Consider the following 26,533-nt stretch of genomic DNA (forward strand, 5'->3'; position numbering starts at 1 on the left):
CGGCTTCCTGACAATTGGTGATAACCAGTGGAAGCGAACTAGGGATTCTCCTACGACTCGCGCAATCGTGCAGAAGTTGCCCGCAAAAGCGGAAATTTCGTCAATTTTCGTGCGACTGTGCGCCCTAATGTGGGGCGCGAATGTCGATTGTTCCGCAAACGGAAACAAACGTGCTGCGGCGCAGCTTGGGACAGGCGGTTGTGCGAATAGACACGGCTCGCGCGCGGCGCCGGTTCGCGCACCGTGTTTCGCAGCCGACACGGACAAAAAGCAAAAAAGCCGCCCGAAGGCGGCCTCCAATTGATAGTGACCACTCACATGGCTAGGCGGCCAACTTGCTCTCCAATTGAGTCTTGGCTTGCGTCAATGCCGGCGGCAAGCCTTGCTGCAACGTGTCGAAGAGTTCTGCATGAAGCGCGAGTTCAGCGCGCCAGGCTGCGTCGTCGACGGAGATGACTTGTTCGAACTGCTCGCGGCTAAAGTCCAAACCGCTCCAGTCGACGTCCTCGTACCGCGGCGACGTGCCAAACGCATGCTCTTCGCCCTGCGCGGTGCCCTCGATGCGGCCGACCATCCAGCCAAGCACGCGCATGTTTTCGCCGAAGCCCGGCCAGACGAACTTGCCGTCGGCACCCTTGCGGAACCAGTTGACGCAAAAGATTTTCGGCAGCTTCGCGTTCATCTGCTGCAAGCGCTCGCCCGTCTTCAGCCAATGGCCGAAGTACTCGCTCATGTTGTAGCCGCAGAACGGCAGCATCGCGAACGGATCGCGCCGCACGACGCCCTGTTGCCCGGCGGCCGCGGCGGTGGTCTCGGAGCCCATGGTCGCCGCCATGTAGACGCCCTCGACCCAGTTGCGCGCCTCTGTGACGAGCGGCACCGTGGTCGACCGGCGACCGCCGAAGATGAACGCGTCGATCGGCACGCCCGCCGGGTTTTCCCAGTCCGCGTCGATAGACGGACATTGCGACGCCGGCGCCGTGAAGCGCGCATTCGGATGGGCGGCCTTGCGCCCGCTCTCTTTCGCGCTCGCCGGCGTCCAGTCTTTACCTTGCCAGTCGATCAGGTGCGCGGGCGGTTCGTCGGTCATGCCTTCCCACCAGACGTCGCCGTCGTCGGTGAGCGCCACGTTGGTGAAAATCACGTTTTCCTTCAACGTGGCCATTGCGTTGAAGTTGGTCTTCTCACTCGTGCCGGGGGCCACGCCGAAGTAGCCTGCCTCCGGATTGATCGCGTACAGACGGCCGTCCTTGCCTGGTTTTATCCACGCGATATCGTCGCCGATGGTGGAAATCTTCCAGCCGTTCAGCCCTTCTGGCGGAATCAGCATCGCGAAGTTGGTCTTGCCGCACGCCGACGGGAACGCCGCCGCCACGTGATGTTTGCGTCCCTCAGGTGAAGTCACGCCGAGAATCAGCATATGCTCGGCAAGCCAGCCTTCGTCGCGGCCCATTGTCGATGCAATGCGCAGCGCAAAGCACTTCTTGCCCAGCAACGCGTTGCCGCCATAACCGGAGCCATAGCTCCAGATTTCGCGTGACTCGGGAAAATGGACGATGTACTTGGTTGGGTTGCACGGCCAAGGCACGTCTTTCGCACCTGCCTCGAGCGGCGCGCCGACCGAATGCACGCACGGCACGAACTCGCCGTCTTCGCCGAGCACGTCGTACACCTTGCGGCCCATGCGCGTCATGATGCGCATGTTGGTGACCACATACGGACTGTCGCTCAATTCGACGCCGATATGCGCGATCGGCGAACCCAGCGGGCCCATGGAGAACGGAACCACATACATGGTGCGGCCACGCATCGCGCCGTCGAACAGGCCATCGAGCGTTTCGCGCATTTCTTGCGGCGCGACCCAGTTGTTAGTCGGTCCTGCGTCTTCCGGACGTTGCGCACAAATGAACGTGCGATCTTCGACACGCGCGACATCGGAAGGATCGGACCACGCGAGATATGAGTTGGGACGTTTGGCGGGATTGAGCTTTCTGAGCGTGCCGGCTTCGACCATCTGTGCGCACAGACGGTCATACTCTTCCTGCGATCCGTCGCACCAGACGATCTTATCCGGCTTGGTCATAGCGGCAACGCGCTGGACCCAGTCGATCAGTTTTCGATGTTTGACCCACGCGGGCGCTTCTACTGACGCTTTGACTGTGGGTTGTCCTTCGAATGATGGATGATTCATCGACTTGTCTCCGTTTGTAGTGAATAGGAAAACGGTACAAGCCCGGCGATGCTGCATGCGAGAGGCATTTAATTGGTTGCGCCAGTTCTACGAACCGACGCGCAATTGCGCAGGTCATCACGGGCTTCAACACAGTCTGTTGGGCCGATACGCGCTGGACAGGCGTTGCAACCGTCTGTAAAGCGGCTTGCCTCAACACGCAACAAACTGTTAAAAACGATGTCAATCGGCCTTGCCGTCACGCTGTCGTTCTATGCGGCAGCTTCTACGGTAAGGCAATCAGCCAGACCGCCATGTGACCTGGGTCACATGATGGGACAGTCAGCATAACATTCCGTTCCGCACCAACCTGGTGCCATGCAAGACACATACCATGAAGATTGCCATCCTCGACGATTATCAGGACGCCGTTCGCAAGCTCGACTGCTTTCAATTACTGGCCGACCATGAGGTCAAAGTTTTCAATAACACCGTCCGCGGACTCGGCCAACTGGCGAGCCGTCTCTCGGAGGTCGACGCGCTTGTTCTGATTCGGGAACGCACTCGCATTAGCTCACAACTCCTCGATAAACTGCCTCGTTTGCGCATGATCAGCCAGACGGGCAAGGTATCCAATCACATCGATCTCGGCGCTTGTACGGAACGCGGTATTGCCGTGCTGGAAGGCAGCGGCTCACCGATCGCGCCCGCGGAACTCACGTGGGCTCTCATCATGGCGGCGCAGCGGCGCATTCCGCAATACGTGGCGAACCTTAAGCAAGGAGCCTGGCAGCAGTCGGGGCTGAAGACCTCGGCACTGCCGCCGAATTTTGGGCTGGGTCAGGTGTTGCGCGGTCAGACGCTGGGCATCTGGGGCTATGGCAAGATCGGGCGGCTCGTCGCCGGCTACGGCAAGGCGTTCGGCATGAACGTATTGATCTGGGGCCGCGAGCATTCGCGCGAAGCCGCTCGCGAGGATGGTTATGGCGTGGCCGAGAGCCGCGAAGCGCTGTTCGAGCAGAGCGACGTGCTGTCGCTGCATCTTCGTTTGCATGACGACACACGCGGCATCGTCAAGCAGGAAGACCTGATGCGCATGAAGCCGACCGCGTTGCTCGTGAACACGAGCCGCGCCGAACTGCTCGACGAGAACGCGCTGGTCAATGCGCTTTCGCATAACCGTCCGGGCATGGTCGCAATCGACGTGTATGAAAGCGAGCCGATTCTGCAGGGCTACAGCCTGCTGCGCATGGAGAACGTGATCTGCACGCCGCACATCGGCTATGTCGAGCGCGAAAGCTACGAGCTTTATTTCAGCGCGGCGTTCAAGAACATCCTGGCTTTCGACGCCGGCGATACCGCCAGCGTGGCAAATCCCGAAGCATTGCAGGGCGGACGCCGGCGTTAAGCGGCGATTTCCAGCAGATCGGGGATGCGTTGGAGAAACGTCTCGCCGTCAGCACGGCCGAGGTTGTATGCATGCACCATCTGCGAAGGACTTGTGTAGTCCCAGCTCGAAATGGGCACCTTGCGCGATGGCTGCACGTATAGCCTTTGTTGCGCGCCGTGAGGCACGACGAACATTTGCGGCCGCGGATAGAGACGCGTGACCATCACGAGTACGTTGCCGGGCGCGTCGGCGTCGAGCGCGCCGACGGGCACGTTGTCGACCAATCCGCCGTCGAGCACCGGCCGGCCATTGCGCCGCAAGACCGGCGTGAAGGGTGGCGTGCTCGACGACTGGAGGATCAAGTCCGCAAGATCTTCGACGGTCGCGCAATCTTGCGCGCGCACGAATTCCGGATGAAAACCAAGCGTCTGGCCCAGCGTAGGGTGCAGCGTCTTACGCACGTATTTTTCGATGTTGTACGCGATCAGGCCGGCCACCACCGCGCTGCGCGCACCCAGCCAGCGCGGCAGATGCGAAACGCCGATGCGAATTTCCGGCGCTTGCGCGAGTGATGAAAACTTCTCACCGTAAATGTCGAGCAACGCCTGACGGTAGATGCGGTAATGCGGAAACACCGATTCGCCGCGCAGCAGGTTGCCCCAATAGGCGTTGCGCGAATTGTGACGTAGCGCGTCTTCGTAGTAGCGCATGACCCACTGTGAGTCGCGCGTGTAGAGCATGCACGCGGTCGCGGCGCCAGCGGAAATGCCGGCGATCACGCGTGGACGAATGCGCAACTCCGGCTGCACGACGTCCCAGAAACCCGCCTGCCACCAGCAACGATTGCCGCCGCCCGCGAACACAACCTGATCGAACATCTCGATACCCTCTAGTGCTGTCTGGCGCGCGTTTTATGCGAGCAACGCGTAGGTCGTGGTTGCGTGAACGGCCATATTGCCGGTCTCGTCCAGCAGCTCGACTTCGCCGAACACGAGATTGCGGCCGAGACGCAGCACGCGGGCGGTGATCAGCACATCGCCGTTGCGCACAGCACGCATGAAGCTGATGTTGAGCGACACGGTTGTCATCGGCTTAAAGCCGCCGAGCGCGGCCGAAATGGCGACGATCATCGCCGTGTCGGCCGCCGCCATGAACACCTGCCCGCAGATGACGCCGCCTGAATGACGCAGTTCGCCCGAAAAAGGCAGGCGAAGCGTGGCGCTGTCCGCGTCGACTTTGACGGGGGTCAGCGTCAGCGAACGGACCCAGGGCGCGAGGACGCGGTCGAGCAATTCGGTGATCTCTTTGTCATCCATGGCAATTCCCCGTTGAAAGCCGCGCTGCGCAGAAGCGGCGAGTGTCCGCGACATGATACCGGGACGCCGAAGGCGGCGCGTTCTCGCGGGCGCCCGTTTTGGCGAGCGAGGACTCTATTGGATCGAAGCGGTATTTTTAAGAAATCTGCTAAAGGGGCTTGGCAATGGATGGAACATGCTGCATAATTTCGCTTCTGTTGGGGCGTTAGCTCAGTTGGTAGAGCAGCGGACTCTTAATCCGTAGGTCGAGTGTTCGAGTCACTCACGCCCCACCAAAGAATTTCAAAGGCCGGTTAGCGAAAGCTAACCGGCCTTTTTCGTTTGCTGAGGCGCGCGCGGATAGACCGCGGTAGCGCCTCGCACCTCTCTGTCGAAAACACCGGAAAGCAGGACTTCCCCGACCGGCCGGCCCGCCCACCGCCTCGCCGCGCCCAACGCCGCACCCAAATCCGCCCGCAAAAAAATTTCCCATGCGTAACGAATTATTGCGAACTATTATCATCCGTGTAATGATACTGATTCTCATTTGAGAACAAGACGATGGGTCCATCACCTCCTCGGGCAGGCAGACCGCCTGTCGGTGCCGCACGGGCGCTGGCATCCGTCGAATCAGAAAAATAGCGACAACGACAGGGTTATCGATGTTCCGAAACACGCCTCTCGCGGCGGCCGTTCTGGTCGCGTTCGCGACGCCGCTCTACGCTCAATCGACCGCAACGCCCGCGACCGGCGCCCAACCGGGGTCTCCCGCCTCCGCGTCGAGCGTAAGCGCGGAAAGCGCCACATTGCCCACCGTCAAGGTGACGGGCCAAAACAGTCGGTCCGCGGACTTCGCGCCTGACGTCTCCAGCGTCGGCGCAAAAGTGCCGACCGCGCTGCGCGACATTCCGCAAGCGGCGGTCGTGGTGCCGAAGGCCGTGCTGCAATCGCAGGCCGCAAGTTCGTTCACCGACGCGCTACGCAACGTGCCCGGCATCACGATCGGTGCCGCTGAAGGCGGGCAGATCGGCAACAACATCAACCTGCGCGGCTTTTCGGCGCGCACCGACATCTACCTCGACGGCTTCCGCGATCGTGGCCAGTACTATCGCGACACGTTCAACCTCGAATCGATCGACGTGCTGTATGGCCCGTCGTCCCTGTACTTCGGGCGCGGCTCCACGGGCGGCGTCATCAATCAGGTCAGCAAGCAACCGACGCTCAAACCACGCGCCGATGTCTCCCTGCAGGGCGGCACGCACGACCGCTACCGCACGACGGTCGACCTGGACACGCCGATCACATCGACGTCCGCATTCCGGATCAACGCGTTCGGCCAAAGCTTGGGCTCGTCGCGCGACGTGATGAAGAGCAAGGACTACGGCGTCGCACCCGAAGTGAAATTCGGCATCGGCACGCCCACGGAAATCACGCTGTCCGCGCTGATCCAGCACAACCGCGATCAGCCCGACTACGGCATTCCAGCGCTCAACGGTCATCCCGCGCCGGTGAATCGCGGCACGTTCTACGGCTTCACCGACGACCGCACCATCCAGGACGTGCAGACACTGAACGCCCGCATCGAACACCGCTTCAACGACAACCTCAAGCTGCGCAACCAGACCCAGTTCAGCCACTACAGCACGGAAGCACGCGCGACGAACGCGGCGTCGGTGCTCACAGGTCCGCTGCCCACCTCGACGGCGTTGACCAACGGCAACTACACGACGATCGATCCATCGCGACTGTTCGTGAAGCTGCAGGGCAAGGACCGCAACATCAACGACCACTCGGTCTACAACTCGACAGACGTCGAGGCCAAGTTCAACACCGGCTTCATCAAGCACGATGTCGTCGCGGGCGTCGATCTGAGCCACGAGACGTACAGCAATCAGAGTTTCGCCACCACCACGCCGGGCCTGCCGGCGAACACGATCGCTATCGTGCCGCTCGTCGACCCGACTTATACGACGCGCCCGTCGAACGCGAAAACCGTCGCGACGAACCTTGCGGAGTCGAGCGCGAACGGCGTCGGCATCTACGCGAACGACACGGTGTCCATCGGCGAACATTGGAAGATCGTGGGCGGCCTTCGCTGGGACCGTTACGAAGCGTCGATTCATAACTCGATCAATGCGCCTTCATACGCCACCCAAACGAACTACTTCACGAGCGTCCGCGGCGGCGTGATCTGGCAGCCGGCCGACTGGCAGTCCTACTACGTGTCGTACGGTACGTCGTTTAATCCTTCGCTCGAAGCGCTCACGCTCACGAACAACACGCAGAGCCTGCCGCCCGAGCACAACAAGTCGTATGAGGTCGGCGCCAAGTGGGATCTGCTGGGCGGCGGCCTGTCCGTCACCCAGTCGCTCTTCAACATCGAGAAGACGAACGCGCGCACGCTCAATGCGGACGGCAGTTACACGCTCGACGGCGACGTCCGCGTACGTGGCTATCAGCTTGGCCTTGCGGGCCACATCACCGACAAATGGCAAGTGTTCGGCGGTTACACGTACATGGACGCGACGATCCTGAAGGCGCTAGACGGCACGACCGGCAAGACGCCAGCGAACACGCCGCGCAACATGCTGACGTTGTGGACGACGTATGCGTTCACGCCGCATTGGGAAATCGGCGGCGGCCCGATCTACACATCGTCGCGTTATGCCGCGAACAACAATTTCGTGAAGGTCGGCGGCTACACGCGTTGGGATGCAATGGCCGCTTATCACGCGAAAAAGTACGACGTCCAGTTTAACGTGCTGAATCTCACGGACAAAAACTACTACGACGCGCTGATTCCGTCCGACGGCGGACGCGCGGTGCCAGGCAACGGCCGCACGTTCCTCGCGACGTTAAACTACCGGTTCTTCTGATCGCCGGAACGAGCGACCAACGTCACTCACGCCGCGCGCTTTGCCGCTCCGTCAGGCAGCGGGAAAGCGCGCGGTTTCGCAGGAAAGTCCAACCATGATTGTCTCGATACCTGACGTATTCAGCCCCGCCGACGCCGCCGCCATGCGCGCGCATCTCGAAGCGTCGACAGACGCGTGGGTGGACGGCCGCGCGACGGCCGGCTATCAGGGCGCGCCAGTCAAGCGTAATCAGCAGATCGCGGAAGGCTCGCCGATTGCGCTGGAAATGGGCGACCGGATCATCGCGGCGCTCGAGCGGCACCCGCTCTTTATCAGCGCGGTGCTGCCGAACAAGGTCTATCCGCCGCTGTTCAACCGCTATGAAGGCGGTATGCATTTCGGCAGTCATGTGGACGGCGCCATTCGTCTCGTGCCCGGCAGCGGCGCGCGCGTACGCACAGACGTCTCGGTCACGCTCTTCCTCACGCCGCCCGACGAGTACGACGGCGGCGAACTGCTGATCGAAGACACCTTCGGCGTACAGGAAGTGAAGTTGCCCGCCGGTCATGCAATCGTCTATCCCGGCACCAGTCTCCACCAGGTGCGGCCCGTCACGCGCGGCGCGCGCGTGTCGAGCTTCTTCTGGGCGCAAAGCCTCGTGCGCGACGATACGCGGCGCGCGATGCTGTTCGACATGGACGGCGCGATCCAGCGTCTGAACGCGTCGAACGCGGACGATGCCGCGCGTCGCACGCTCGTCGGCTGTTATCACAACCTGCTGCGCATGTGGAGCGATACGTAAAGTCGTACTAAACGGCGGATTTGTCCTGCAAGCTGGCTAGAGCGGCGCGCATTTTTGTCCTACGCTTTAAGCGCGACGCGTAGCGCATCGGTATTTCGGCATCGCAGCATCCAGCGAAACACTCTGCATTCGCTGCGTTCGCATGGTCCTCCCGCGCAAATACAGTCCAACTGGCAGGAGGCAGATGTGAGACAAGCAATTGCCTGATGGAACGCTCAGGCAGCCCGGGGACCGCCTCCTCGACGAGCGGCATCGGTGCCCGGCGCACCCTCATGGAGGAAGACGATGTCGATTCGACTTGGAGAAGAAGCCCCCGATTTCACTGCCGAAACCACCGAAGGCACGATTCATTTCCACGAATGGATCGGCGACCATTGGGTGATTCTGTTTTCGCATCCAAAGGATTTCACGCCGGTATGCACCACTGAGCTTGGCTATATGGCCGGCCTCAAACCCGAATTCGACAAGCGCAATACGAAGATCATCGGTCTGAGCGTCGACCCCGTCAGCGATCACAAGAACTGGGTGAAGGATATCGAAGAGACGCAGGGCCACGCGGTCAACTACCCGCTCATCGGCGATGCGGACCTGAATGTCGCGAAGCTCTACGACATGATTCACCCGAACGCGAGCGGCGGCACGCGCACCGCAGCCGACAACGCAACGGTACGCTCGGTGTTCATCATCGGACCGGACAAGAAGGTCAAGGCGATGCTGGTGTATCCAATGAGCGCAGGGCGCAACTTCGACGAAGTACTGCGTCTGCTCGATTCGCTGCAGCTGAACGCAAAACATACGGTGGCGACGCCCGTGAACTGGAAGCCCGGAGACGATGTGATCATTCCGACATCCGTCTCGAACGATGACGCAATGAAGAAGTACCCCGAAGGATTCAAGACCGTGAAGCCGTATCTGCGATTCGTCACACAGCCGCAGTAGTTTTGCAGTGCAATGAACCAGGCGCATTGCATGCGCCTGGTCTTTTTCGACGACGCGGGCCACGGAGCAAAATCGTGTTGATCTTCCGGCAGCTATTCGACCAGCAATCGTCGACATACACCTATCTTCTTGCCGACGGCGCTACGCGCGAGGCCATCCTTATCGATCCGGTTTTCGAGCAGGTGCGCCGCGATACCGCGCTTATCGAGGAACTCGGGCTGCATCTGCTGTACACGATCGACACGCACGTGCACGCCGATCACGTGACGGGCGCGTGGCTACTCAAACGGCGCACAGGTAGCCAGATTGCGATATCGGCTGCGAGCGGCGCGCAAGGCGCCGACCGGTATCTGAACCATGGCGAGCAATGCGTGTTCGGCTCGCGCCATCTGGAAGTTCGCGCGACGCCTGGTCACACAAATGGCTGCATCAGCCTCGCGCTCGACGACGGCAGCATGATGTTCACCGGCGATTGCCTGTTGATAAGAGGCACGGGCCGCACCGATTTTCAGCACGGCGACGCGCACGCGATGTTCCGCTCCGTCCAGAACCAGATATTCATTCAGCCGGACACGTGCCTGCTTTACCCTGCCCACGACTATCGCGGCCTAACGGTCACGAGTGTCGGCGAAGAGCGGCGTTTCAATCCGCGCCTCGGCGGTGAGCTATGCGAAGACGATTTTGTGGGGTACGTAACGAACCTGCGTCTGCCGCATCCGAAGCAGATCGACATTGCGGTGCCGGCGAACCTCAAGTGCGGCGTCGCCACGAGCGACCCGACACAGACCGCCGAACCGGAGTGGGCGCCGCTCGCCTACACCTTTGCGGGCATCTGGGAAATCAGTCCGCAATGGCTCGAGGACAATCTCCGCTCTGTGCAGATCGTCGACGTTCGCGAGCCCGATGAATTCAACGGACCACTCGGCCGCATTCCCGCGGCCCAGCTCATTTCCCTTGGCGATCTCGCCGCGCGTGCGAGTGAGCTTAAGCAAGAGCGTCCGATCGTTGCGGTGTGCCGTGCGGGCGGCCGTTCTGCGCAAGCCACGGTAATACTGCGGCAAGCAGGATTCAACGACGTCGCGAATCTCGCGGGCGGCATGCTGCGTTGGCGCGCGGAAGGCCGCGTCGTTGAAAACGCCGGGATGTAGCTCGCGCAGCAATTTTCTTCTATACGTTCCGGCGTTGCGACTCGCGCACGCGCTACGTCGCAGTACGCGAGCCAAGACCCGCAGCGGTTACTTCGCCGAAATGTCGATATCGCCCAGGTATTTCGCCGCGAGTGTTTTGACGGTGCCGTCGGCCTGCACCTTTGCAATCGCCGCGTTCAGCCGCTCGCGCAGCGCCGTATCGCCTTTTCGGATGCCGTATGCGATACCGCTGCCCAGAATCTTGTCGTCACGCACCGGCTGACCGACGAACGCGTAGTCCTTGCCGTTGGGCTTCGACAGAAAACCGGTTTGGCCCGCGGGCGCCAGCACGAGCGTTGCGTCGAGACGTCACGCGACGAGGTCCGTGTACACCTGGTTCTGATCCTGATACGGGACGACGGTGACGCCAGCCGGTTCCCAATGCGCCTTCGCGAACGTCTCCTGAATCGACGCCTGCAACACGCCCACGCGTTTGCCTTTCAACGCTTCGGGCGTGGGCAGCAAACCGCTGTCGCGCTTTGCGATCAGTTGCGTCGGCACGCGATAGACAACCGTGGTGAAATCGATCGTCTGACGGCGCTGGTCCGTTGCGTTCATCGCCGAATTGATCGCGTCGAATTTGCGGCCTTGCAGCGCCGGAATCAAACCGTCGAACGACGTCTCGACCCACTTGCACGTCATATGCGCAGCGACGCACACAGCATTGCCGACGTCGATATCGAGACCTTGCAATTCGCCGTTAGGACCTTTGGATTCGAACGGCGGATACTGCGCTTCGAGCCCGAAACGCAGCGTCGATGTATCGGCGGCAACGGCAGCAGACGAGGCCGCCACCGATGCGAATGCGCAGGCCAGCGCCAAAAGAGGCTTGAGCAGTTTCATAGCAGGTCCCTTCTCTTTAGTTTCGTTGTAGTGCAAGCACGCTTCGTGTGGATGTAATACGGCGCGACGATCATACTGCGTTCAAAATACACCGCCAGCGCGGCCGATGTGCAGGCAGTTTCAGATCTCGCACAAACGGCGCGCGCCTTCGATCAGCGTAGCGTCGTCTTTCGAAAAGCTCAGGCGAATCAGGCCCGAATCAGTGCCGTCGCTGTAAAACGCGGACAGCGGAATCGTCGCGACGCGCGCATCGCGAATCAGGCGCAACACGAAATCGCTGTCGCTCTCATCGGAGAATCCGCGAAAGCGCGCGAGCATAAAGAAGCTGCCTTCGCTCGGCAACAACTCGAAGCGCGATCCGGAAAGCGCGTGCGCGAGTAGATCGCGCTTTTGCTGATAGAACGCGGACAAGCCGAGGTAACTCTCGCGATTGGACAGGGCGTCGACGAAAGCGTACTGCATTGGTGTATCGGCGGAAAACACCATGAACTGATGCACTTTGCGAATCTCGTTCATCAGTTCGGCGGGGGCGAGGCAATAGCCTACGCGCCAGCCGGTGACGTGATACGACTTGCCAAACGACGACACGATGACGCTACGTTCCGCCAATTCACTATGGCACGCCATGCTCTGATGTTTAGCGCCGTCGAACACTACGTGTTCGTAGACCTCGTCGGCGAGAATCACAATGTCCGTGTTGCGCGTGATCGCCTTCAATCGCGCGACGTCGGCTTCGCTGAACACGGTCGCGGTTGGATTGTGCGGCGTGTTGATGATGATCATGCGAGTCTTCGGCGTGATCGCGGCGGCGACCTCGTCCCAGTTCACACGAAAATCGCTCAGCGACAGTTTGATCGGCACGGGCGTCGCGCCTTGCAACCGGACGATCGGCCCATAGCTGTCGAACGAAGGCTCGAAGTAAATCACCTCGTCGCCTGGGTGCACCAGCGCACTGATTGTCGAATAAAGGCCTTCGCTCGCGCTCGCGATCACCGTGACCTCGCTCGCTGGGTCGTAGCGCACGCCGTAGAGCGTTTGCACTTTGTCGGCGAGCGCTTCGCGTAACGCCGCGATGCCGGCCATCGGCGCGTATTGGTTATGGCCGTCGCGCATCGCCTGCGCGACGCCGTCTACCAGCTTCGCGTCCGGCGCGAAGTTCGGCGCGCCCTGCGACAGGTTCAGCGCATCGTGTTGTGCGGCCAGTTGACCGATTACTGTGAAGATTGTCGTGCCAACGTCAGGCAATTTCGAGCGGGCTTGCGTAGCGCTCTGCATAAGGCTTCTCCCTGTCTCCATCCGGCGGCGGACTGGCGGGCGCGGATCGCGCGGCCGAACAATCCAGTCGAGTGCCGGTTGAGTGATTAGGCATCAGCCAAAGAACCGTCACAATCGAAACTTTGTCATGCGCGGCATGCGTTTATGTCATGGCATGCCCGAAGGCGCGCGAGCCCTCGGAAACGGCCGCACAGGATGTTCGACGGGAGAAGGACCCACCTGCGGCCGAAGACGAACGTCCTGTAGGTATGACCGGAGGTGATGCACTAGCAGTCGCGGGCGCAGCGTAGAAAGCGGCCAGCGCGACAACTGGTTCGAGCGAATGCGCCGCAGCAATGGTCACGGCGGGAGCGGTCAGCATCGCTATGCCGACGCGCCGCCCTCGCCACCTCGCCGCCGGATCAGGCGTCGTCCATCAAGCGGACCTTGACCTTCTTGCCCTTCACCTTGCCCGCGCTCAGCTTGCGCACGGCGTCTCGCGCAACGCTGCGTTCGACCGCTACATACGTCGACATCTCGGTCACATTGATCTTGCCGATCTGGGAGCCGGCGAAACCCGCCTCGCCGGTCAGCGCGCCGAGAACGTCGCCGGGGCGGATTTTTTCCTTGCGGCCGCCGAGAATCTGCAGCGTTTCCATCGGCGGCAATAGCGGCTCGTTGCTGGCCGCGGTCAGTTCAGACAGCTTATGCCATTCGACTTCGCGCTTTTGCGCCTGCTCGAGACTGCCGACACGCCCCATCTCGTTCATGCTCGCGAGGCTCAATGCCCAGCCCTCCTGATCGGCGCGCCCCGTGCGGCCAATCCGATGCACATGCACTTCCGGATCGGGCGTGACGTCTACGTTGATTACCGCCTCCAGTTGCGCGATGTCGAGGCCGCGCGCGGCGACGTCGGTCGCGACCAGCACCGAGCAGCTGCGGTTCGCGAACTGGATCAGCACCTGATTGCGTTCGCGCTGATCGAGTTCGCCATGCAGCGCGAGCGCATGAAAACCCTGGGCGCGCAAAACGTCCAGAAGATCGCGGCATTGCTGCTTGGTGTTGCAGAACGCCAGCGTGCTCACCGGACGATAGTGGTTCAGCAGCAGGCCGACGGCATGCAAACGTTCGTCTTCGGTCACTTCATAGAAGCGTTGACGGATCTTCGTATTGTCGTGCCGCTCGGCGAGCTTCACTTCCTTCGGATTTCGCAGGAATTGCTGACTGAGCTTGACGATGCCCTCAGGGTAGGTCGCCGAGAACAGCAGCGTCTGCCGCTCTTTAGGGCATTGTTTGACGACTGTTGCGATGTCGTCGAAGAAACCCATGTCGAGCATGCGGTCCGCTTCGTCCAGCACGAGTGTGTTCAGCGACTGCAAAGGCAGACTGCCGCGCTCAAGGTGATCCATGATGCGGCCCGGCGTGCCGACGACGATATGCGCGCCGTGTTCGAGGCTTGCGGTTTGCGGACGCATTGGCGTGCCGCCGCACAAGGTCAGCACCTTGATGTTTTCTTCCGCGCGCGCGAGACGGCGAATCTCCTGCGTGACCTGATCGGCGAGTTCGCGCGTCGGACATAGCACCATGGCCTGCACGGCGAAGTTGCGTGCGTCCAGACGCGCGAGCAGTGCCAGTGAAAACGCCGCGGTCTTGCCGCTGCCGGTTTTCGCCTGCGCGATCAGATCGTGGCCGGCGAGCGCGATCGGCAAGCTCGCGGCCTGGATCGGCGTCATCTCGACGTAGCCGAGTTGCGTGAGATTCGCGAGCGCGGCGGGCGGCAGTGGTAACTCACTAAACGGAGCGCCGGCGGTGGTGGGACTATTCATAGATGGTGACTCGTTATCGGCTTGGGGCCTGGGAACTATTCGGCGACGGGGCCGGGAAAGGGGCGGCCTTCCATCTGCTCGTACAGCACCGAGCCGTCGTCCCCTTCGAAGCGCTCGACATAATTGCGCGCGCCGCACATCGGGCAGCGGAATAGCAGACCCTGTCCCTCGTTCTTGATGACGACGTCCGACTGATCCCACTGTGCGCCGCAGGACTGATTTCTACATGTGAACACGTTGCTTCTCCAACTGGATTCGATTATTGATTCGACTGGACGCATCAACCGAGATGGGTGTGCCGCGCACGCGGCGCGCTCACGTCCATGTCGCTGAGACCTTGAACGATGCCGCAGTCTTCGACGGCCTGTTCGCCGTGGCATTGCTCACGCAGCGTGCGCAGTTGCGCCTTGAGTTGATGCAGTTCGTCGATGCGAGTATCGACGTGGGCAATATGCTCGTCGATCAGATCATTGATGCCGCGGCAGCCGTGACCCGGCGCGTCGGTGAGACGCAGCAGCGCGCGGATTTCGTCGTGAGTCATGTCGAGCGCGCGGCAGTTGCGAATGAAGCGCAGCCGCTCGACATGCTTCGCCGTATAGCTGCGGTAATTGGCCTCCGTGCGCTCCGCTTCGGGCAATAGCCCTTCCTTCTCGTAGAAACGGATCGTTTCGGTCGTGCAATGGGCGATTTTCGCCAATTCGCCGATTTTCATGGACCCTCCCGAGACCGGCCTTGACCTTGTAGTGGCTTCAAGGTGTTTACTAGACCACAAATCGAACGAGGAAGCCACCATGCCGCACGCTCACGAGGCAAATGCCGCAACCGCCACACAGCGCGACGCTTGCGCCCATAACCACGAAAAGCATCGACATGACCATGCGGATGGAGGCTGTTGCGGCGCCTCGGCCCATGCCCCCGCGCAGTTGGAGGCACAGTTGCGGCCGTCCGAAGCGATCGGCGACGACGTGCGCACCGCGATCCGCATCATGCAAATGGATTGCCCGACCGAAGAAGCGCTGATCCGCAAGAAATTCAGTCGCATGCCGGACGTTCGCAGCATGGAGTTCAATCTGATGCAGCGCGTATTGACCGTCGTGCACGCGCACGGCGCGCTCGACTCGATTCTCACCGCGCTTCGTTCGCTCGACTTCACGCCGGAGATCGCGGGTCCCGATTCACGGTCTTCGCAGCAAGGCGCTGAACAGCGCACTCAACCGGTCGCGCCTCGACAGCCGAAGCCTTGGTGGCCGCTTGCTTTCGCGGGCGTCGCCGCGGCAGCTTCAGAGGCCGCAGGCTGGCTCGGCGCGCCCGCCTGGATGGCAGCAAGTCTTGCGATCATCGCGATCGCTTCCTGCGGCCTGACAACGTACCGCAAGGGCTGGCTCGCCATTCGCCACGGAAACCTGAACATCAACGCGCTGATGAGCATTGCCGTGACCGGCGCATTGATCCTGCGCCAATGGCCTGAAGCGGCGATGGTGATGGTGCTCTTCACCGTCGCCGAACTGATCGAAGCAAAGTCGCTCGACCGCGCCCGCAATGCAATCCAGGGGCTGATGCAGCTCACGCCCGAAAAGGCGAGCGTTCTGCAACCCGACGGCACGTGGCGCCTCACCGATCTCAACGCGATCGCGACGGACGCGCTGGTTCGCGTGAAGCCGGGCGAACGGATTGCGCTCGACGGAGAAATCGTTGCAGGGCGTTCTAGCGTGGATCAGGCGCCCATCACGGGAGAAAGTCTGCCGGTGGACAAGACCATTGGAGATGCCGTATTCGCAGGCACCGTCAACCAGACCGGCTCGTTCGACTATCGGGTGACCGCGGCGGCCAGCAACACGACGCTTGCGCGCATCATTCACGCGGTTGAAGCGGCGCAAGGCACCAAAGCGCCCACACAACGTTTCGTCGATCAGTTCGCGCGCGTCTACACGCCATGTGTGCTCGCCGTTGCTCTATTGGTGGCGCTCGTGCCGCCGCTTTTTTTCGGCGGATTGTGGCAAGCGTGGATCTACAAGGCGCTGGTGATGGTGGTGATCGCGTGTCCGTGCGCGCTCGTGATTTCCACGCCGGTAACGATCGTCAGCGGTCTTGCCGCCGCCGCGCGCAAGGGCATTCTCGTCAAGGGCGGCACTTTCCTGGAACAAGGGCGCAAGCTGACCCGCGTGGCGTTCGACAAAACCGGCACGATCACGCACGGCAAACCGGTGCAAACCGATTTCGCGATGCTCGGCGATGCCGACGCCGATGCCGCACGTTGCCGCACGGTTGCCGCGAGTCTTGCGGCGCGCTCGGATCATCCTGTGTCGATGACAATCGCGGCGGCGGCAAAGAACGACGGCGTGGGCAACCTCACTGTCGATTCGTTCGAAGCGCTCCCGGGACGCGGCGTGCGCGGCGAGATAAACGGCGTGACGTACTGGCTGGGCAATCATCGGCTTGCTGAAGAACTCGGGCAGTGCTCGCCTTCACTTGAAGCGCGGCTCGGCGCGCTCGAACGTCAAGGCAAGACGGTGGTGTTGTTGAGCGACGCCGGGCGCGTCCTCGGGCTGTTCGCAGTGGCGGATACGGTAAAGGAGACAAGCTCCGCCGCCATTGCCGAGTTGCACCGCGCTGGCGTCGCCACGGCCATGCTCACCGGCGACAATCCGCATACCGCTGCTGCAATCGCAAAGCAAGTCGGTATCGACGAAGCCCGCGGCAATCAGTTGCCGCAAGACAAACTCGACGCCATCGCGCAGTGGTCGGCCGAGGGCGCGAAGATTGGCATGGTGGGCGACGGCATCAACGACGCACCCGCGCTTGCACGCGCCGACATTGGCTTTGCGATGGGCGCGATGGGAACCGGTACGGCCATTGAAACCGCCGATGTCGCGTTGCTGGACGACGACCTGCGCAAGATCCCGCTCTTCATCCGCCTCTCCAAAGCGACGCATGGCGTGCTGGTGCAGAACATCGCGCTCGCGCTCGGCATCAAGAGCGTATTCCTGGTGTTGACCGTGATGGGTCTCGGCACCATGTGGATGGCTGTTTTCGCCGATGTTGGCGCGAGTCTGCTTGTAGTGGCCAACGGGTTGCGCTTGCTGCGCAAATAGCAACGCGCAACGCGTCACGCCGTGACGCCGTGACGCAACTAGTGCGCAGACGAACGGCTGCTCGCGACGGATTGAGTGCCAATCGCAGCCTTCAACGTATCCGAGGGCCGCATGCCGAAGAGCTTGCGGTAATCGGTTGCAAACTGGCTCATATGCCAGAAGCCCCAGGCCGCCGCCACGTCCTGCACCGAGCGGCAGTCCCGCGACGCATTGCACAGATCGCGGCGCGCGCCGTTCAGGCGGATCGCTCGTACATAGGTTGCCGGCGCCATACCGAGCACATCCTGAAAGCAGTATTGCAGCGTACGCCGGCTCACATGCAGACGTTCGCAAAGCTCCGGCACGCCGACCGCGCGATCGCGATTGGCGAGCACATAGTCGCGCGCGTCAGAGACAATCGACTGACGGCGCGCACGTGCCGGCATTGCCGTCGGTTCACAAGAAGCCGGCAACGCGCCAGCGTCGAACAGTTCCGCCAGCACCGACGCCTGCAGGTTCTCCCGCGCCGCCGACGACAACGGCGCAGCGCTCGCCGCACCAGGTGCGAGAAGCTCGCGCAGCAAAGCGCACATACGCTCCTTGCGGGCCATGCCGACCGTCACGACCTCGGTACCCGGCATTGGCTCGACAAGACTCACGCGTTCCACGTCCGCCGCGTAGCGACGCAACATCTCTCCCTTCACGACCACACCGAAAATCTCGTAGCCTGCCGACGTCAGCAGTTCGAACTCGATTCCACCAGGACGAAAGGCGAGCGCGTCGCCGCCGATGATTTGCGCGTCGATGCGACCGGAGCCCACGCGGCACGTCGGAATACCGAACCAGTACGCGTCTTTCTGCACTTCGCACGTTTGCCTCAAGGTGTGACTCGTTGTTTCAACAAACACCTGCATATGATCGAGGCACAACTCCGTCAAACCGCCGACAAAGCTTCCCGCCGTCAACTGATCGTACGTCTGGTGCCAGCCGTGGAGATTGCGGGCCTGTTCGTCTGCGTCGTGGGCGACACGGGTCTGCACGCAAAAGCTTGGCTGCGCCACGAGCGTGGCGCTTGCGCACACGGCGCTCGCCGGGTTGCTGCTGAGGGTTCCGATCGTCATGGCGAATCCGCGCAATGGAGTATCGAAGAGTGAAAAACAAGGCAAGTCCCATGCCGATCGCACACGCCCGCTTACTGCAGTAACTGGCTCGGCATGCACCGCGCCGCTGTTCAATTCGTGAACAGCAACAACCGCGTTGATCAGAAACGACGCGCCACCCTCCGTTGACTAGAGGCCAAAACACGCGCCCCGGTGCGCCGGCGCCTGCTGCGCGTGCACGGCTCACCAGCCAGGTGCATTGGCATAGATCTGGCTCTACGGTGACGCGGCCGATTTCAACGGATTGCAACCGAGCGCAACGTCGCGCCGGCTATTGCCCATTCAGACATGTGAGGAGCACACAGATGAATCACGCGGAGATGCAGTTTCTGACGACCGAATTCCCCTTCAAGAAGCAATATGCGAACTTTATCGGCGGCGAATGGGTGAAGCCCGCAGGGGGCGAGTACTTCGACAACGTATCGCCGATAACAGGCGAGCCGTTCACCTCGATCCCACGTTCGCGCGAGGCCGACGTCGAACTTGCGCTCGACGCAGCGCACCGCGCTAAAGCGGCCTGGGGCAAAACCTCGACAACCGATCGCGCGAACATTCTGAACCGCATTGCAGACCGAATGGAAGCGAACTTGCAGCGTCTCGCCGTTGCTGAAACGATCGACAACGGCAAGCCACTGCGCGAAACGATGGCCGCCGATATTCCGCTTGCCATCGACCATTTCCGCTATTTCGCCGGCGCGGTGCGTGCTCAGGAAGGCTCGATCTCCGAGATCGACGACGACACCGTTGCATATCATTTTCACGAACCGCTCGGCGTGGTAGGCCAGATCATCCCGTGGAATTTCCCGATCCTCATGGCCGTGTGGAAACTCGCGCCTGCGCTCGCGGCGGGCAACTGTGTCGTGCTCAAGCCGGCAGAGCAAACGCCCGCCTCGATTCTCGTACTGGTGGAGCTGATTCAGGACCTGCTGCCCGCGGGCGTGCTGAATGTGGTGAACGGCTTTGGTCTGGAAGCGGGCAAGCCGCTGGCATCGAGCAAGCGCATCGCGAAGATCGCCTTCACCGGTGAAACCACGACCGGCCGCCTCATCATGCAATACGCGAGTCAGAACATCATTCCTGTCACGCTCGAACTCGGCGGCAAGAGCCCCAATATTTTCTTCGCCGACGTGATGAATCAGGACGACAGCTACTTCGACAAGGCACTCGAAGGCTTCGCGATGTTTGCGCTCAATCAGGGCGAAGTATGTACGTGTCCGTCGCGTGTGCTGATCGACGAAAAGATCTACGACAGTTTCATGGAGCGAGCATTGAAGCGCGTCGCGGCCATCACGCAAGGCCACCCGCTCGACACGCGGACAATGATTGGTGCGCAGGCTTCGCAGGAACAGTTGGAGAAGATTCTGTCGTATGTCGATCTCGGCAAGCAGGAAGGCGCCGAGTGTCTGATTGGCGGCGAGCGCAACACGTTGAGCGGTGAGTTGAGCAAAGGCTATTACGTCAAGCCGACCGTGTTTCGCGGTCACAACAAAATGCGCATCTTCCAGGAAGAGATCTTTGGGCCGGTTGTTTCAGTGACCACGTTCAAGACCGAAGAGGAAGCACTCGAGATCGCCAACGATACGCTCTACGGTTTGGGCGCCGGCGTTTGGACTCGCGACGGCACGCGTGCTTATCGTTTTGGCCGGCAGATCCAGGCGGGCCGGGTGTGGACCAATTGCTATCACGCGTATCCGGCGCACGCGGCGTTTGGTGGCTACAAGCAATCGGGCATCGGCCGGGAAAATCACAAGATGATGCTCGACCACTACCAGCAAACCAAGAACCTCCTCGTCAGCTATAGCGAGAAGCCGCTCGGTTTCTTTTAGACGTTCGCGGTGAAGTGTCAATTGCAGAGCGGGCCGCATTGTGCGGCTCGCTGTGTTTAAGCGAGGGTACGATGACCGACGGAAAAGAAGCAGCGCGCGTGATTGCAACTCCTGCCGCTATCCAGTTGATCGACTCGTTGCGCGCGGAACATGGCGAGGTGCTGTTTCATCAATCCGGCGGATGCTGCGACGGCAGCGCACCTATGCTGTTTCCGCAGAGCGAATTCATGGTCGGTTCGTCCGACGTGAAACTCGGCACCCTGGCAGGCGTGCCGTTTTACATGAGCGATTCACAGTTCGAGTACTGGCAGCATACGCAGTTGATTATCGACGTGGTACCGGGCAACGGTGGCATGTTCTCTCTGGAGCGGCCAAGCGGTCTGCGATTTCTGACGCGTTCGCGCTTGTTCGACGACGACGAGAATGCGTGGCTCGAAGCGCATCCTGTACAGCGCGTCGATGCGTGAGTCAGCTCGCAGTTGAATTTGGGTTCGGGTTTGCGCCTGGTGTGGCCTCAGCGCTGATTGCGGTTGCTGCAGCCGCGCCCGGCAGCGATGCGTCGCTATCGTCTTTCAGGCCCACGCCGGTGACACCCAGCCGCCGTGCATGTGTCAGCAGATAATGTAGTTTGTGGGCGGCAAGCGGATAGTCGAGTCCTTCGGGACGCACGTTTGAAATGCAATTGCGTTGTGCGTCGCTGCAGCCCACTTTCGGCGCGTGTGTAATGTAGATGCCGAGACTATCCGGCGAGCTGAGACCCGGCCGCTCCCCGATCAGCATTACGACGATCTTTGCATTCAGCAACTGGCCGATCTCGTCGCCGAGTGCAACGCGTGCCTGCCGCGCGACGACGACTGGACCGATCGTCCAATCCACGAGTTGCGGAGTGACGGCTTGCAGCAACGGAACGGCTTGTTTCGACGCGGCAAACGCCGACAAACCATCGCCAATCACGAACACTACATCGGGCGACTCGTCGGGTAATTGCGCGAGCGCTGCGCGACTCTCTTCGGATAAGCGCCGGCCAAGATCGGGACGCCGCAAGTAGTGCTCGCGGTCGGGCGCAGCGCTGTGCACATCCAGCGTTCTGAAGTTCTGCGCACGCAGTTGCGCGTGCAATGCGTCTGTATCGAGCGGATGATGCACGGCGTCGCGCGCTTGCGCATGCGAAAGATTGAACGCGAGTAGAGGCGCGGTCGGCAGGCTGTTGCCTGCTCGACCCAATGCAATGCGCGCGTTGGTGAACTGGCGCAGCGCATTCCAAGGGTTCTTGTCGACAGAGTCGCTCATTCGATACCCATCCAGTCGCGCACGCCTTCCAGCAACGGTTGCTGTGTCGACGCGCTCAGCAATGCGCCGCGCGCGTCGGCGATCTGCATCGACTCAAGCCATTCTTCAAACTCCGGTGCGCGGCGCAAGCCGAGAACATCGCGCACATAGAGTGCATCGTGGAAAGAGGTGCTCTGATAATTGAGCATCACGTCGTCTGCGCCCGGAATGCCCATGATGAAGTTGATGCCTGCCACGCCGAGCAACGTGAGCAAATTGTCCATGTCGTCCTGGTCGGCTTCCGCATGATTCGTGTAGCAGATGTCGCAACCCATCGGCACGCCCAGCAGCTTGCCGCAGAAGTGATCTTCGAGACCCGCGCGCGTGATTTGCTTGCCGTCGTACAGATATTCCGGGCCGATAAATCCGACTACGGTATTCACGAGAAACGGATTGAACTTACGCGCAACCGCATAGGCGCGCACTTCACAAGTCTGTTGATCGACGCCGAAATGCGCGTCCGCCGACAATGCACTGCCCTGCCCTGTTTCGAAGTACATCAGGTTGTTGCCTACAGTACCGCGCTTGAGCGACAGCCCCGCTTCATACGCTTCCTGAAGCAGCGAGAGCGAAATTCCGAAACCGGCGTTCGCTTTTTCGGTGCCTGCAATCGATTGAAACACGAGGTCGACGGGCGCGCCTTTTTCGATGGCGGCGATCGTATTGGTGACGTGCGTCAGCACGCACGATTGTGTCGGCACCTGGTAGCGCTGCCGGAATTCATCGACCATCACCAGCAGTCTGGTGATCGCCGCAAGATTGTCGCTGGCCGGGTTGATGCCGATCATCGCGTCGCCACAGCCGTACATGAGGCCGTCGAGCATCGAGGCTGCGATGCCCTTCACGTCATCCGTCGGATGATTCGGTTGCAAACGCACCGACATGTGCCCCGGCAAGCCTACCGTGTTGCGAAAGCGCGTGATCACCGGACGCTTGCGCGCCGCTGCGATCAGGTCCTGATTGCGCATTAGCTTTGACACGGCCGCGACCATTTCAGGCGTGAGGCCGGCGGCGATGCGCGTAAGCGCGTCGGCATTCGTCGTTGTGCTCAGGAGCCAGTTGCGAAAGTCGCCTACCGTCAGATGCGAAATCTCGGCGAACGCCTGCGGCGAATGATCGTCGATGACGAGACGCGTGACTTCGTCGCTTTCATACGGAATCAGCGCTTCGTTGAGGAACGTGCGTAGCGGCACTTCCGCGAGTGCCATCTTCGCGGCCACGCGCTCCTCTTCGCTCGCCGCCGCGACGCCTGCGAGTTGATCGCCGGAGCGTTGTGGGCTCGCCTTCGCCATGAGTGTTTTCAGATCGGCGAAGCGATAGGTACGGCTGCCGATTGTCTCCGTGTAGCTCATTTTTACGACTCCAGCGCCGCTGCGCGCGCAGCGGCTTCATCCGTCATTCTTCGAGCCATGCGTCCGCCGGGGCGGCCTCGCGTTGATGGCGCGTCAACAGAAAATAGACGTAGCCTAGCGCCAGGAAGATTGCGAACACGACTGCCACCAGAAAGTTGAAGTACACCATGGTCGCCAGACAGATCACCGCGGCGACCAGCGCGAATGCCGGGAACAGCGGAAACAGTGGCGCGCGGAACGGACGCTCCATGTTCGGCTCTGTGCGACGCAGCTTGAAAAGCGACAACATACTGATGATATACATCACGATAGCGCCAAACACGGACATCGTCACGATGTTCGCCGTGAGCGTCTGGCCGCCGAACTGGATCAGTTCGTCACTGTAGATCGCTGCGATGCCGATCACGCCGCCGGCCAGAATCGCGCGATGCGGCGTCTTGAAACGCGGATGTACCTTGGAGAGCCACTCAGGCAGATAGCCCGCGCGCGCCAGCGCGAAGATCTGCCGCGAATAGCCGAGGATGATCCCGTGAAACGACGCGACCAGACCGAACAGGCCGAGCCACACGAGCATGTGCATCCAGCCGCTGTGTTCGCCGACGATGAACTTCATCGCTTGAGGCAACGGATCGTTGATATTCGACAGCTTGGTCCAGTCGCCGGCCGCGCCTGCGAACACCATTACACCGATGGCCAGCACGACGAGCGTCAGGATGCCGGCGACGTAGGCAATGGGGATCGAGCGCTTGGGGTTTTTCGCTTCTTCCGCGGCCATTGCAACGCCTTCGATCGCGAGGAAGAACCAGATCGCGAACGGGATGGCCGCGAACATGCCGTTGAACGAGCCCATGCTGAATGTATCCGCGCCGGCCCATCCGCCTTTCGTGAAGTTAGACCACTGGAAGCCCGGCGATACGACGCCCATGAAGACGAGCAGTTCGAAAATCGCGAGCAACGTCACGCACAACTCGAAAGCCGCCGCGATCTGCACGCCAACGATATTCAGCGCCATGAAGACGAGATACGCGCCCATTGCCGCGTGTTTCGGCTCGAGGCCAGGAAACTGCACGTGCAGATAGGCGCCGATTGCGAGCGCAATGGCCGGCGGGGCGAACACAAATTCGACGAGCGTCGCCGCGCCGGCCAGATAACCGCCGGTCGGACCGAACGCGTGACGCGCGTATGCGAACGGTCCGCCCGCGTGTGGAATCGACGTAGTGAGTTCGGTGAAACTGAAAATGAAGGTCGTGTACATCGCGGCAATAAAGATCGCCGTGACGACGAAGCCGAGCGTACCCGCGCTCGCCCATCCATAGCTCCAGCCAAAATATTCGCCGGAGATCACGAGGCCAACTGCGATGCCCCATAGCTGCCAGGTGCCGAGCGTCTGCTTCAACTCGTGATGCGTGACTTTACCGACGTGCTGACCGCTGGACTCTGATTTCATCGGGCGCTCCGTGAGTTTGCCTCCTGCTCGACGCCGCAAGGCTTTGCGGTGTGTGGGCAGGCAGGCTTTCGCCGATGGTAGTGAGCCATTATTCGAGGTGGTATCGAAATTCGGCAAAGTTGGGGGGTGGGTTGGAGGGGGTTGCTGGAGATGAGTGCGCGCCGTCTCTGGTTTTTATAATCTTTGTATGTGTATATGTAGTAATAGTTAACAAGGCGCGTTGATGGTTGTGGATAAGTGTGAAACTGCGTTGGGAATCACGACGTTACAGGGGCGATAACCTTGGGCGGTAACCGTGGGCCGCGGGTTCGAGTCGGGGATAAGTTTTGGTGCGGCTCCCCGCGAGGACTATTTATCAAAGTTCGCCCCACAACGTGTGAACGGGCTTTTACATAGGTTGTGCAGAGGGCGGTGGGGATAACTTCTTTGATGCGCATTGCATCAGTTCGTGAGACTGCGAGGAATTTCAAGGCGGACGCGATCAGATGCGTGTGCTTCTACCGGGCGGCCGATCTCGTGTCCGTACGCTCTAGTCGAGTCCGCTGAAATGCTTGAGCCTTCTACGACGATCGGCACGACGTTCAAGCAGAGTACAAAGACGCTGTGGCGGTGGCTTAGCTGTGTCGTAGTGGCGCGGAGCAACGTCAGCCAGGCAAATAACGTTCACTTCTACTGCGATAGTAAGCCTCCTGAACACCAACACTCCTCATCAAACATTAGCGCTCCGTGGATGCCAGTCTTTCAGTGCTCTGTTTCGACACCGGGGGCCCCCTTTTGCCGACTTGTTGCAATTGAAAATGTCGAAGGACCCAGATCGAACTTATAATCCATTCACTATTCGCCCGGAGTTTGACCGCATGCATTTGCCATTGCCAAAGTTCTTTAAGCTTACAGCTCTCCCGCTGACGGTATTTGCATTTTCTTTTCCCGCATGCAGCCAGACAGGCCAATCTCCCCAAGTCAGCGCACTCGTCAAAAAATCGCTTGCCGATATGATTTTCGTGAAAGGCGGAACATTCACGATGGGAGACTTCGGCCCACAAGTGACGGCGGAAAAACTCCCTTATACGTCGCAGCAGGAAAACAAACCAGCTCACCCCGTAACGCTAGATAGTTTTTCGATCAGCAAGTACAAAGTCACGTACGCAGATCTTGATGTCTATATCACAGCGACCGGCAAACCATCGTGGCCGCAAGACAAAGCCGACCAACCCTATAAGGTTGCCGGCAACCCTGCGGGCGTACCTTGGCAAATGGCAAAGGACTACTGCGAGTGGCTTGGCAAGCAAAGCGGCGTACCTATCGACCTGCCCACGGAAGCGCAATGGGAATACTCCGCCCGTTCAGGTGGCAAGCCGGTGATTTTCGGAACGAACAACGGCAAGTATGAACCGGATCACAACGTGCCATCCGCCGATACGGTTGAACAAAAATACACGCCTGACTCGGCCGTCTCGCAATATATTTACCCGATCGGCAAATATCCGCCCAACGCCTTGGGTCTTTACGATATCGGTGTCGACGGTCGTGACTGGGTCAACGACTGGTTTGCGCCCGACTACTATGAACACTCGCCTGCCAGGAATCCCACAGGACCTGCGAGCGGGACCATGAAAGTGATTCGCGGCGCGGAAGGCGACAACGCGGAAACCGCCATGACGGTTTACCGCTACAAGGCGCCGCCGGCGGGTTACGTGGTCAAAACGAAGGACGGGCGCACGTTAGGACCCACGGCTGTCACTTTGACGTTCCGTTGCGCGGTGCAAAAGACAAACCCTTTATGAGTT

Annotated in this window: 20 protein-coding genes, 1 tRNA gene and 1 pseudogene; 10 read left to right on the top strand and 12 right to left on the bottom strand. The window is 60.7% G+C overall.

Features of this window, described 5'->3' with window-relative positions; all coding sequences use genetic code 11:
* Positions 1-322: 322 nt before the first annotated feature.
* Positions 323-2,191, bottom strand: coding sequence for a phosphoenolpyruvate carboxykinase (GTP) (locus ACTJLB_RS01990; protein ID WP_440782293.1), 1,869 nt, complete (start codon positions 2,189-2,191; stop codon positions 323-325).
* Positions 2,192-2,564: 373 nt separating this feature from the next.
* On the opposite strand from ACTJLB_RS01990, the gene ACTJLB_RS01995 reads away from it, so the two are divergent.
* A complete protein-coding gene (locus ACTJLB_RS01995; protein WP_087752321.1) occupies positions 2,565-3,578 on the top strand; it encodes a D-2-hydroxyacid dehydrogenase family protein in 1,014 nt (337 codons plus the stop codon).
* Here the strand turns inward: ACTJLB_RS01995 and ACTJLB_RS02000 are convergent.
* On the bottom strand, positions 3,575-4,438 hold the full coding sequence (locus ACTJLB_RS02000) for a patatin-like phospholipase family protein (protein WP_440782294.1): 864 nt from the start codon (positions 4,436-4,438) through the stop codon (positions 3,575-3,577). The two genes, ACTJLB_RS01995 and ACTJLB_RS02000, sit on opposite strands and share 4 nt — an antisense overlap.
* 33 nt (positions 4,439-4,471) lie before the next feature.
* Complete coding sequence (locus ACTJLB_RS02005; protein ID WP_020067285.1) at positions 4,472-4,876, bottom strand: PaaI family thioesterase; 405 nt, start codon at positions 4,874-4,876, stop codon at positions 4,472-4,474.
* A 199-nt stretch (positions 4,877-5,075) separates the two neighbouring features.
* On the opposite strand from ACTJLB_RS02005, the gene ACTJLB_RS02010 reads away from it, so the two are divergent.
* The 5 genes from ACTJLB_RS02010 (at position 5,076) to ACTJLB_RS02030 (ending at position 10,599) form a co-directional block, all read left to right on the top strand.
* A tRNA-Lys gene (locus tag ACTJLB_RS02010) sits at positions 5,076-5,151 on the top strand.
* Positions 5,152-5,517: 366 nt separating this feature from the next.
* On the top strand, positions 5,518-7,731 hold the full coding sequence (locus tag ACTJLB_RS02015; RefSeq protein WP_440782295.1) for a TonB-dependent receptor: 2,214 nt from the start codon (positions 5,518-5,520) through the stop codon (positions 7,729-7,731).
* A gap of 94 nt (positions 7,732-7,825) precedes the next feature.
* Entirely contained in the window at positions 7,826-8,512 is a 687-nt protein-coding gene (locus ACTJLB_RS02020; protein ID WP_440782296.1) for a Fe2+-dependent dioxygenase, read from the top strand.
* A 285-nt stretch (positions 8,513-8,797) separates the two neighbouring features.
* Positions 8,798-9,451 carry a peroxiredoxin gene (locus tag ACTJLB_RS02025; RefSeq protein ID WP_440782297.1) on the top strand — a complete coding sequence of 218 codons (654 nt, stop codon included), beginning with the start codon at positions 8,798-8,800 and terminating at the stop codon, positions 9,449-9,451.
* Between the two features lie 77 nt (positions 9,452-9,528).
* Positions 9,529-10,599, top strand: a complete 1,071-nt coding sequence (locus ACTJLB_RS02030; RefSeq protein ID WP_440782503.1) for an MBL fold metallo-hydrolase — start codon at positions 9,529-9,531, stop codon at positions 10,597-10,599.
* 87 nt (positions 10,600-10,686) lie between these two features.
* Here ACTJLB_RS02030 and ACTJLB_RS02035 read toward each other — a convergent pair.
* From ACTJLB_RS02035 to cadR, 5 genes and pseudogenes are all read right to left on the bottom strand, one after another.
* Positions 10,687-11,481: pseudogene (locus tag ACTJLB_RS02035) on the bottom strand (ABC transporter substrate-binding protein).
* 120 nt (positions 11,482-11,601) lie between these two features.
* Positions 11,602-12,756 (bottom strand): pyridoxal phosphate-dependent aminotransferase, encoded by a 1,155-nt coding sequence (locus tag ACTJLB_RS02040; protein ID WP_440782298.1) that lies wholly within the window; start codon positions 12,754-12,756, stop codon positions 11,602-11,604.
* A gap of 401 nt (positions 12,757-13,157) precedes the next feature.
* Positions 13,158-14,561, bottom strand: a complete 1,404-nt coding sequence (gene dbpA, locus ACTJLB_RS02045; RefSeq protein WP_440782299.1) for an ATP-dependent RNA helicase DbpA — start codon at positions 14,559-14,561, stop codon at positions 13,158-13,160.
* A 35-nt stretch (positions 14,562-14,596) separates the two neighbouring features.
* Entirely contained in the window at positions 14,597-14,797 is a 201-nt protein-coding gene (locus ACTJLB_RS02050) for a hypothetical protein (protein ID WP_020067328.1), read from the bottom strand.
* 44 nt (positions 14,798-14,841) lie between these two features.
* Positions 14,842-15,273, bottom strand: a complete 432-nt coding sequence (gene cadR / locus ACTJLB_RS02055) for a Cd(II)/Pb(II)-responsive transcriptional regulator (RefSeq protein WP_440782300.1) — start codon at positions 15,271-15,273, stop codon at positions 14,842-14,844.
* Here cadR and ACTJLB_RS02060 point away from each other — a divergent pair.
* Entirely contained in the window at positions 15,272-17,653 is a 2,382-nt protein-coding gene (locus tag ACTJLB_RS02060) for a heavy metal translocating P-type ATPase (RefSeq protein ID WP_440782301.1), read from the top strand. The genes cadR and ACTJLB_RS02060 overlap by 2 nt on opposite strands.
* 38 nt (positions 17,654-17,691) lie before the next feature.
* Here the strand turns inward: ACTJLB_RS02060 and ACTJLB_RS02065 are convergent, their stop codons facing one another.
* Positions 17,692-18,753 carry a helix-turn-helix domain-containing protein gene (locus ACTJLB_RS02065; RefSeq protein WP_440782302.1) on the bottom strand — a complete coding sequence of 354 codons (1,062 nt, stop codon included), beginning with the start codon at positions 18,751-18,753 and terminating at the stop codon, positions 17,692-17,694.
* 344 nt (positions 18,754-19,097) lie between these two features.
* On the opposite strand from ACTJLB_RS02065, the gene adh reads away from it, so the two are divergent.
* Entirely contained in the window at positions 19,098-20,618 is a 1,521-nt protein-coding gene (adh, locus tag ACTJLB_RS02070) for an aldehyde dehydrogenase (protein WP_020067333.1), read from the top strand.
* A 71-nt stretch (positions 20,619-20,689) separates the two neighbouring features.
* The gene (locus ACTJLB_RS02075; protein ID WP_440782303.1) at positions 20,690-21,085 is read left to right on the top strand and encodes a DUF779 domain-containing protein; all 396 of its coding nucleotides are present in this window, start codon (positions 20,690-20,692) and stop codon (positions 21,083-21,085) included.
* Position 21,086: 1 nt separating this feature from the next.
* Here ACTJLB_RS02075 and eutC read toward each other — a convergent pair whose 3' ends face one another.
* The 3 genes from eutC to eat are packed head-to-tail and all read right to left on the bottom strand — an operon-like array spanning position 21,087 to position 24,746.
* Complete coding sequence (gene eutC, locus ACTJLB_RS02080; protein ID WP_440782304.1) at positions 21,087-21,908, bottom strand: ethanolamine ammonia-lyase subunit EutC; 822 nt, start codon at positions 21,906-21,908, stop codon at positions 21,087-21,089.
* On the bottom strand, positions 21,905-23,299 hold the full coding sequence (locus ACTJLB_RS02085) for an ethanolamine ammonia-lyase subunit EutB (protein ID WP_020067336.1): 1,395 nt from the start codon (positions 23,297-23,299) through the stop codon (positions 21,905-21,907). The genes eutC and ACTJLB_RS02085 overlap by 4 nt, the downstream gene beginning before the upstream one ends.
* A gap of 43 nt (positions 23,300-23,342) precedes the next feature.
* Positions 23,343-24,746, bottom strand: coding sequence for an ethanolamine permease (eat, locus tag ACTJLB_RS02090; protein WP_440782305.1), 1,404 nt, complete (start codon positions 24,744-24,746; stop codon positions 23,343-23,345).
* Between the two features lie 797 nt (positions 24,747-25,543).
* Here eat and ACTJLB_RS02095 point away from each other — a divergent pair.
* Positions 25,544-26,530, top strand: coding sequence for a formylglycine-generating enzyme family protein (locus tag ACTJLB_RS02095; RefSeq protein ID WP_440782306.1), 987 nt, complete (start codon positions 25,544-25,546; stop codon positions 26,528-26,530).
* The last annotated feature ends 3 nt before the right edge of the window (positions 26,531-26,533 follow it).

Origin of the sequence: Paraburkholderia sp. 22098 (genome assembly GCF_052045935.1) — a bacterium.
GTDB lineage: Bacteria > Pseudomonadota > Gammaproteobacteria > Burkholderiales > Burkholderiaceae > Paraburkholderia > Paraburkholderia caledonica.

Bases quoted from the DNA above. Each gene is read 5' to 3' on its own strand.
- ACTJLB_RS02065 (WP_440782302.1), bottom strand. From the start codon at position 18,753: ATGACGATCGGAACCCTCAGCAGCAACCCGGCGAGCGCCGTGTGCGCA.
- eutC (WP_440782304.1), bottom strand. From the start codon at position 21,908: ATGAGCGACTCTGTCGACAAGAACCCTTGGAATGCGCTGCGCCAGTTC.
- ACTJLB_RS02020 (WP_440782296.1), top strand. From the start codon at position 7,826: ATGATTGTCTCGATACCTGACGTATTCAGCCCCGCCGACGCCGCCGCC.
- dbpA (WP_440782299.1), bottom strand. From the start codon at position 14,561: ATGAATAGTCCCACCACCGCCGGCGCTCCGTTTAGTGAGTTACCACTG.
- ACTJLB_RS02015 (WP_440782295.1), top strand. From the start codon at position 5,518: ATGTTCCGAAACACGCCTCTCGCGGCGGCCGTTCTGGTCGCGTTCGCG.
- ACTJLB_RS01990 (WP_440782293.1), bottom strand. From the start codon at position 2,191: ATGAATCATCCATCATTCGAAGGACAACCCACAGTCAAAGCGTCAGTA.
- ACTJLB_RS02005 (WP_020067285.1), bottom strand. From the start codon at position 4,876: ATGGATGACAAAGAGATCACCGAATTGCTCGACCGCGTCCTCGCGCCC.
- ACTJLB_RS02000 (WP_440782294.1), bottom strand. From the start codon at position 4,438: ATGTTCGATCAGGTTGTGTTCGCGGGCGGCGGCAATCGTTGCTGGTGG.
- cadR (WP_440782300.1), bottom strand. From the start codon at position 15,273: ATGAAAATCGGCGAATTGGCGAAAATCGCCCATTGCACGACCGAAACG.
- ACTJLB_RS02095 (WP_440782306.1), top strand. From the start codon at position 25,544: ATGTCGAAGGACCCAGATCGAACTTATAATCCATTCACTATTCGCCCG.
- adh (WP_020067333.1), top strand. From the start codon at position 19,098: ATGAATCACGCGGAGATGCAGTTTCTGACGACCGAATTCCCCTTCAAG.
- ACTJLB_RS02025 (WP_440782297.1), top strand. From the start codon at position 8,798: ATGTCGATTCGACTTGGAGAAGAAGCCCCCGATTTCACTGCCGAAACC.
- ACTJLB_RS01995 (WP_087752321.1), top strand. From the start codon at position 2,565: ATGAAGATTGCCATCCTCGACGATTATCAGGACGCCGTTCGCAAGCTC.
- ACTJLB_RS02060 (WP_440782301.1), top strand. From the start codon at position 15,272: ATGGACCCTCCCGAGACCGGCCTTGACCTTGTAGTGGCTTCAAGGTGT.
- ACTJLB_RS02075 (WP_440782303.1), top strand. From the start codon at position 20,690: ATGACCGACGGAAAAGAAGCAGCGCGCGTGATTGCAACTCCTGCCGCT.
- eat (WP_440782305.1), bottom strand. From the start codon at position 24,746: ATGAAATCAGAGTCCAGCGGTCAGCACGTCGGTAAAGTCACGCATCAC.
- ACTJLB_RS02085 (WP_020067336.1), bottom strand. From the start codon at position 23,299: ATGAGCTACACGGAGACAATCGGCAGCCGTACCTATCGCTTCGCCGAT.
- ACTJLB_RS02040 (WP_440782298.1), bottom strand. From the start codon at position 12,756: ATGCAGAGCGCTACGCAAGCCCGCTCGAAATTGCCTGACGTTGGCACG.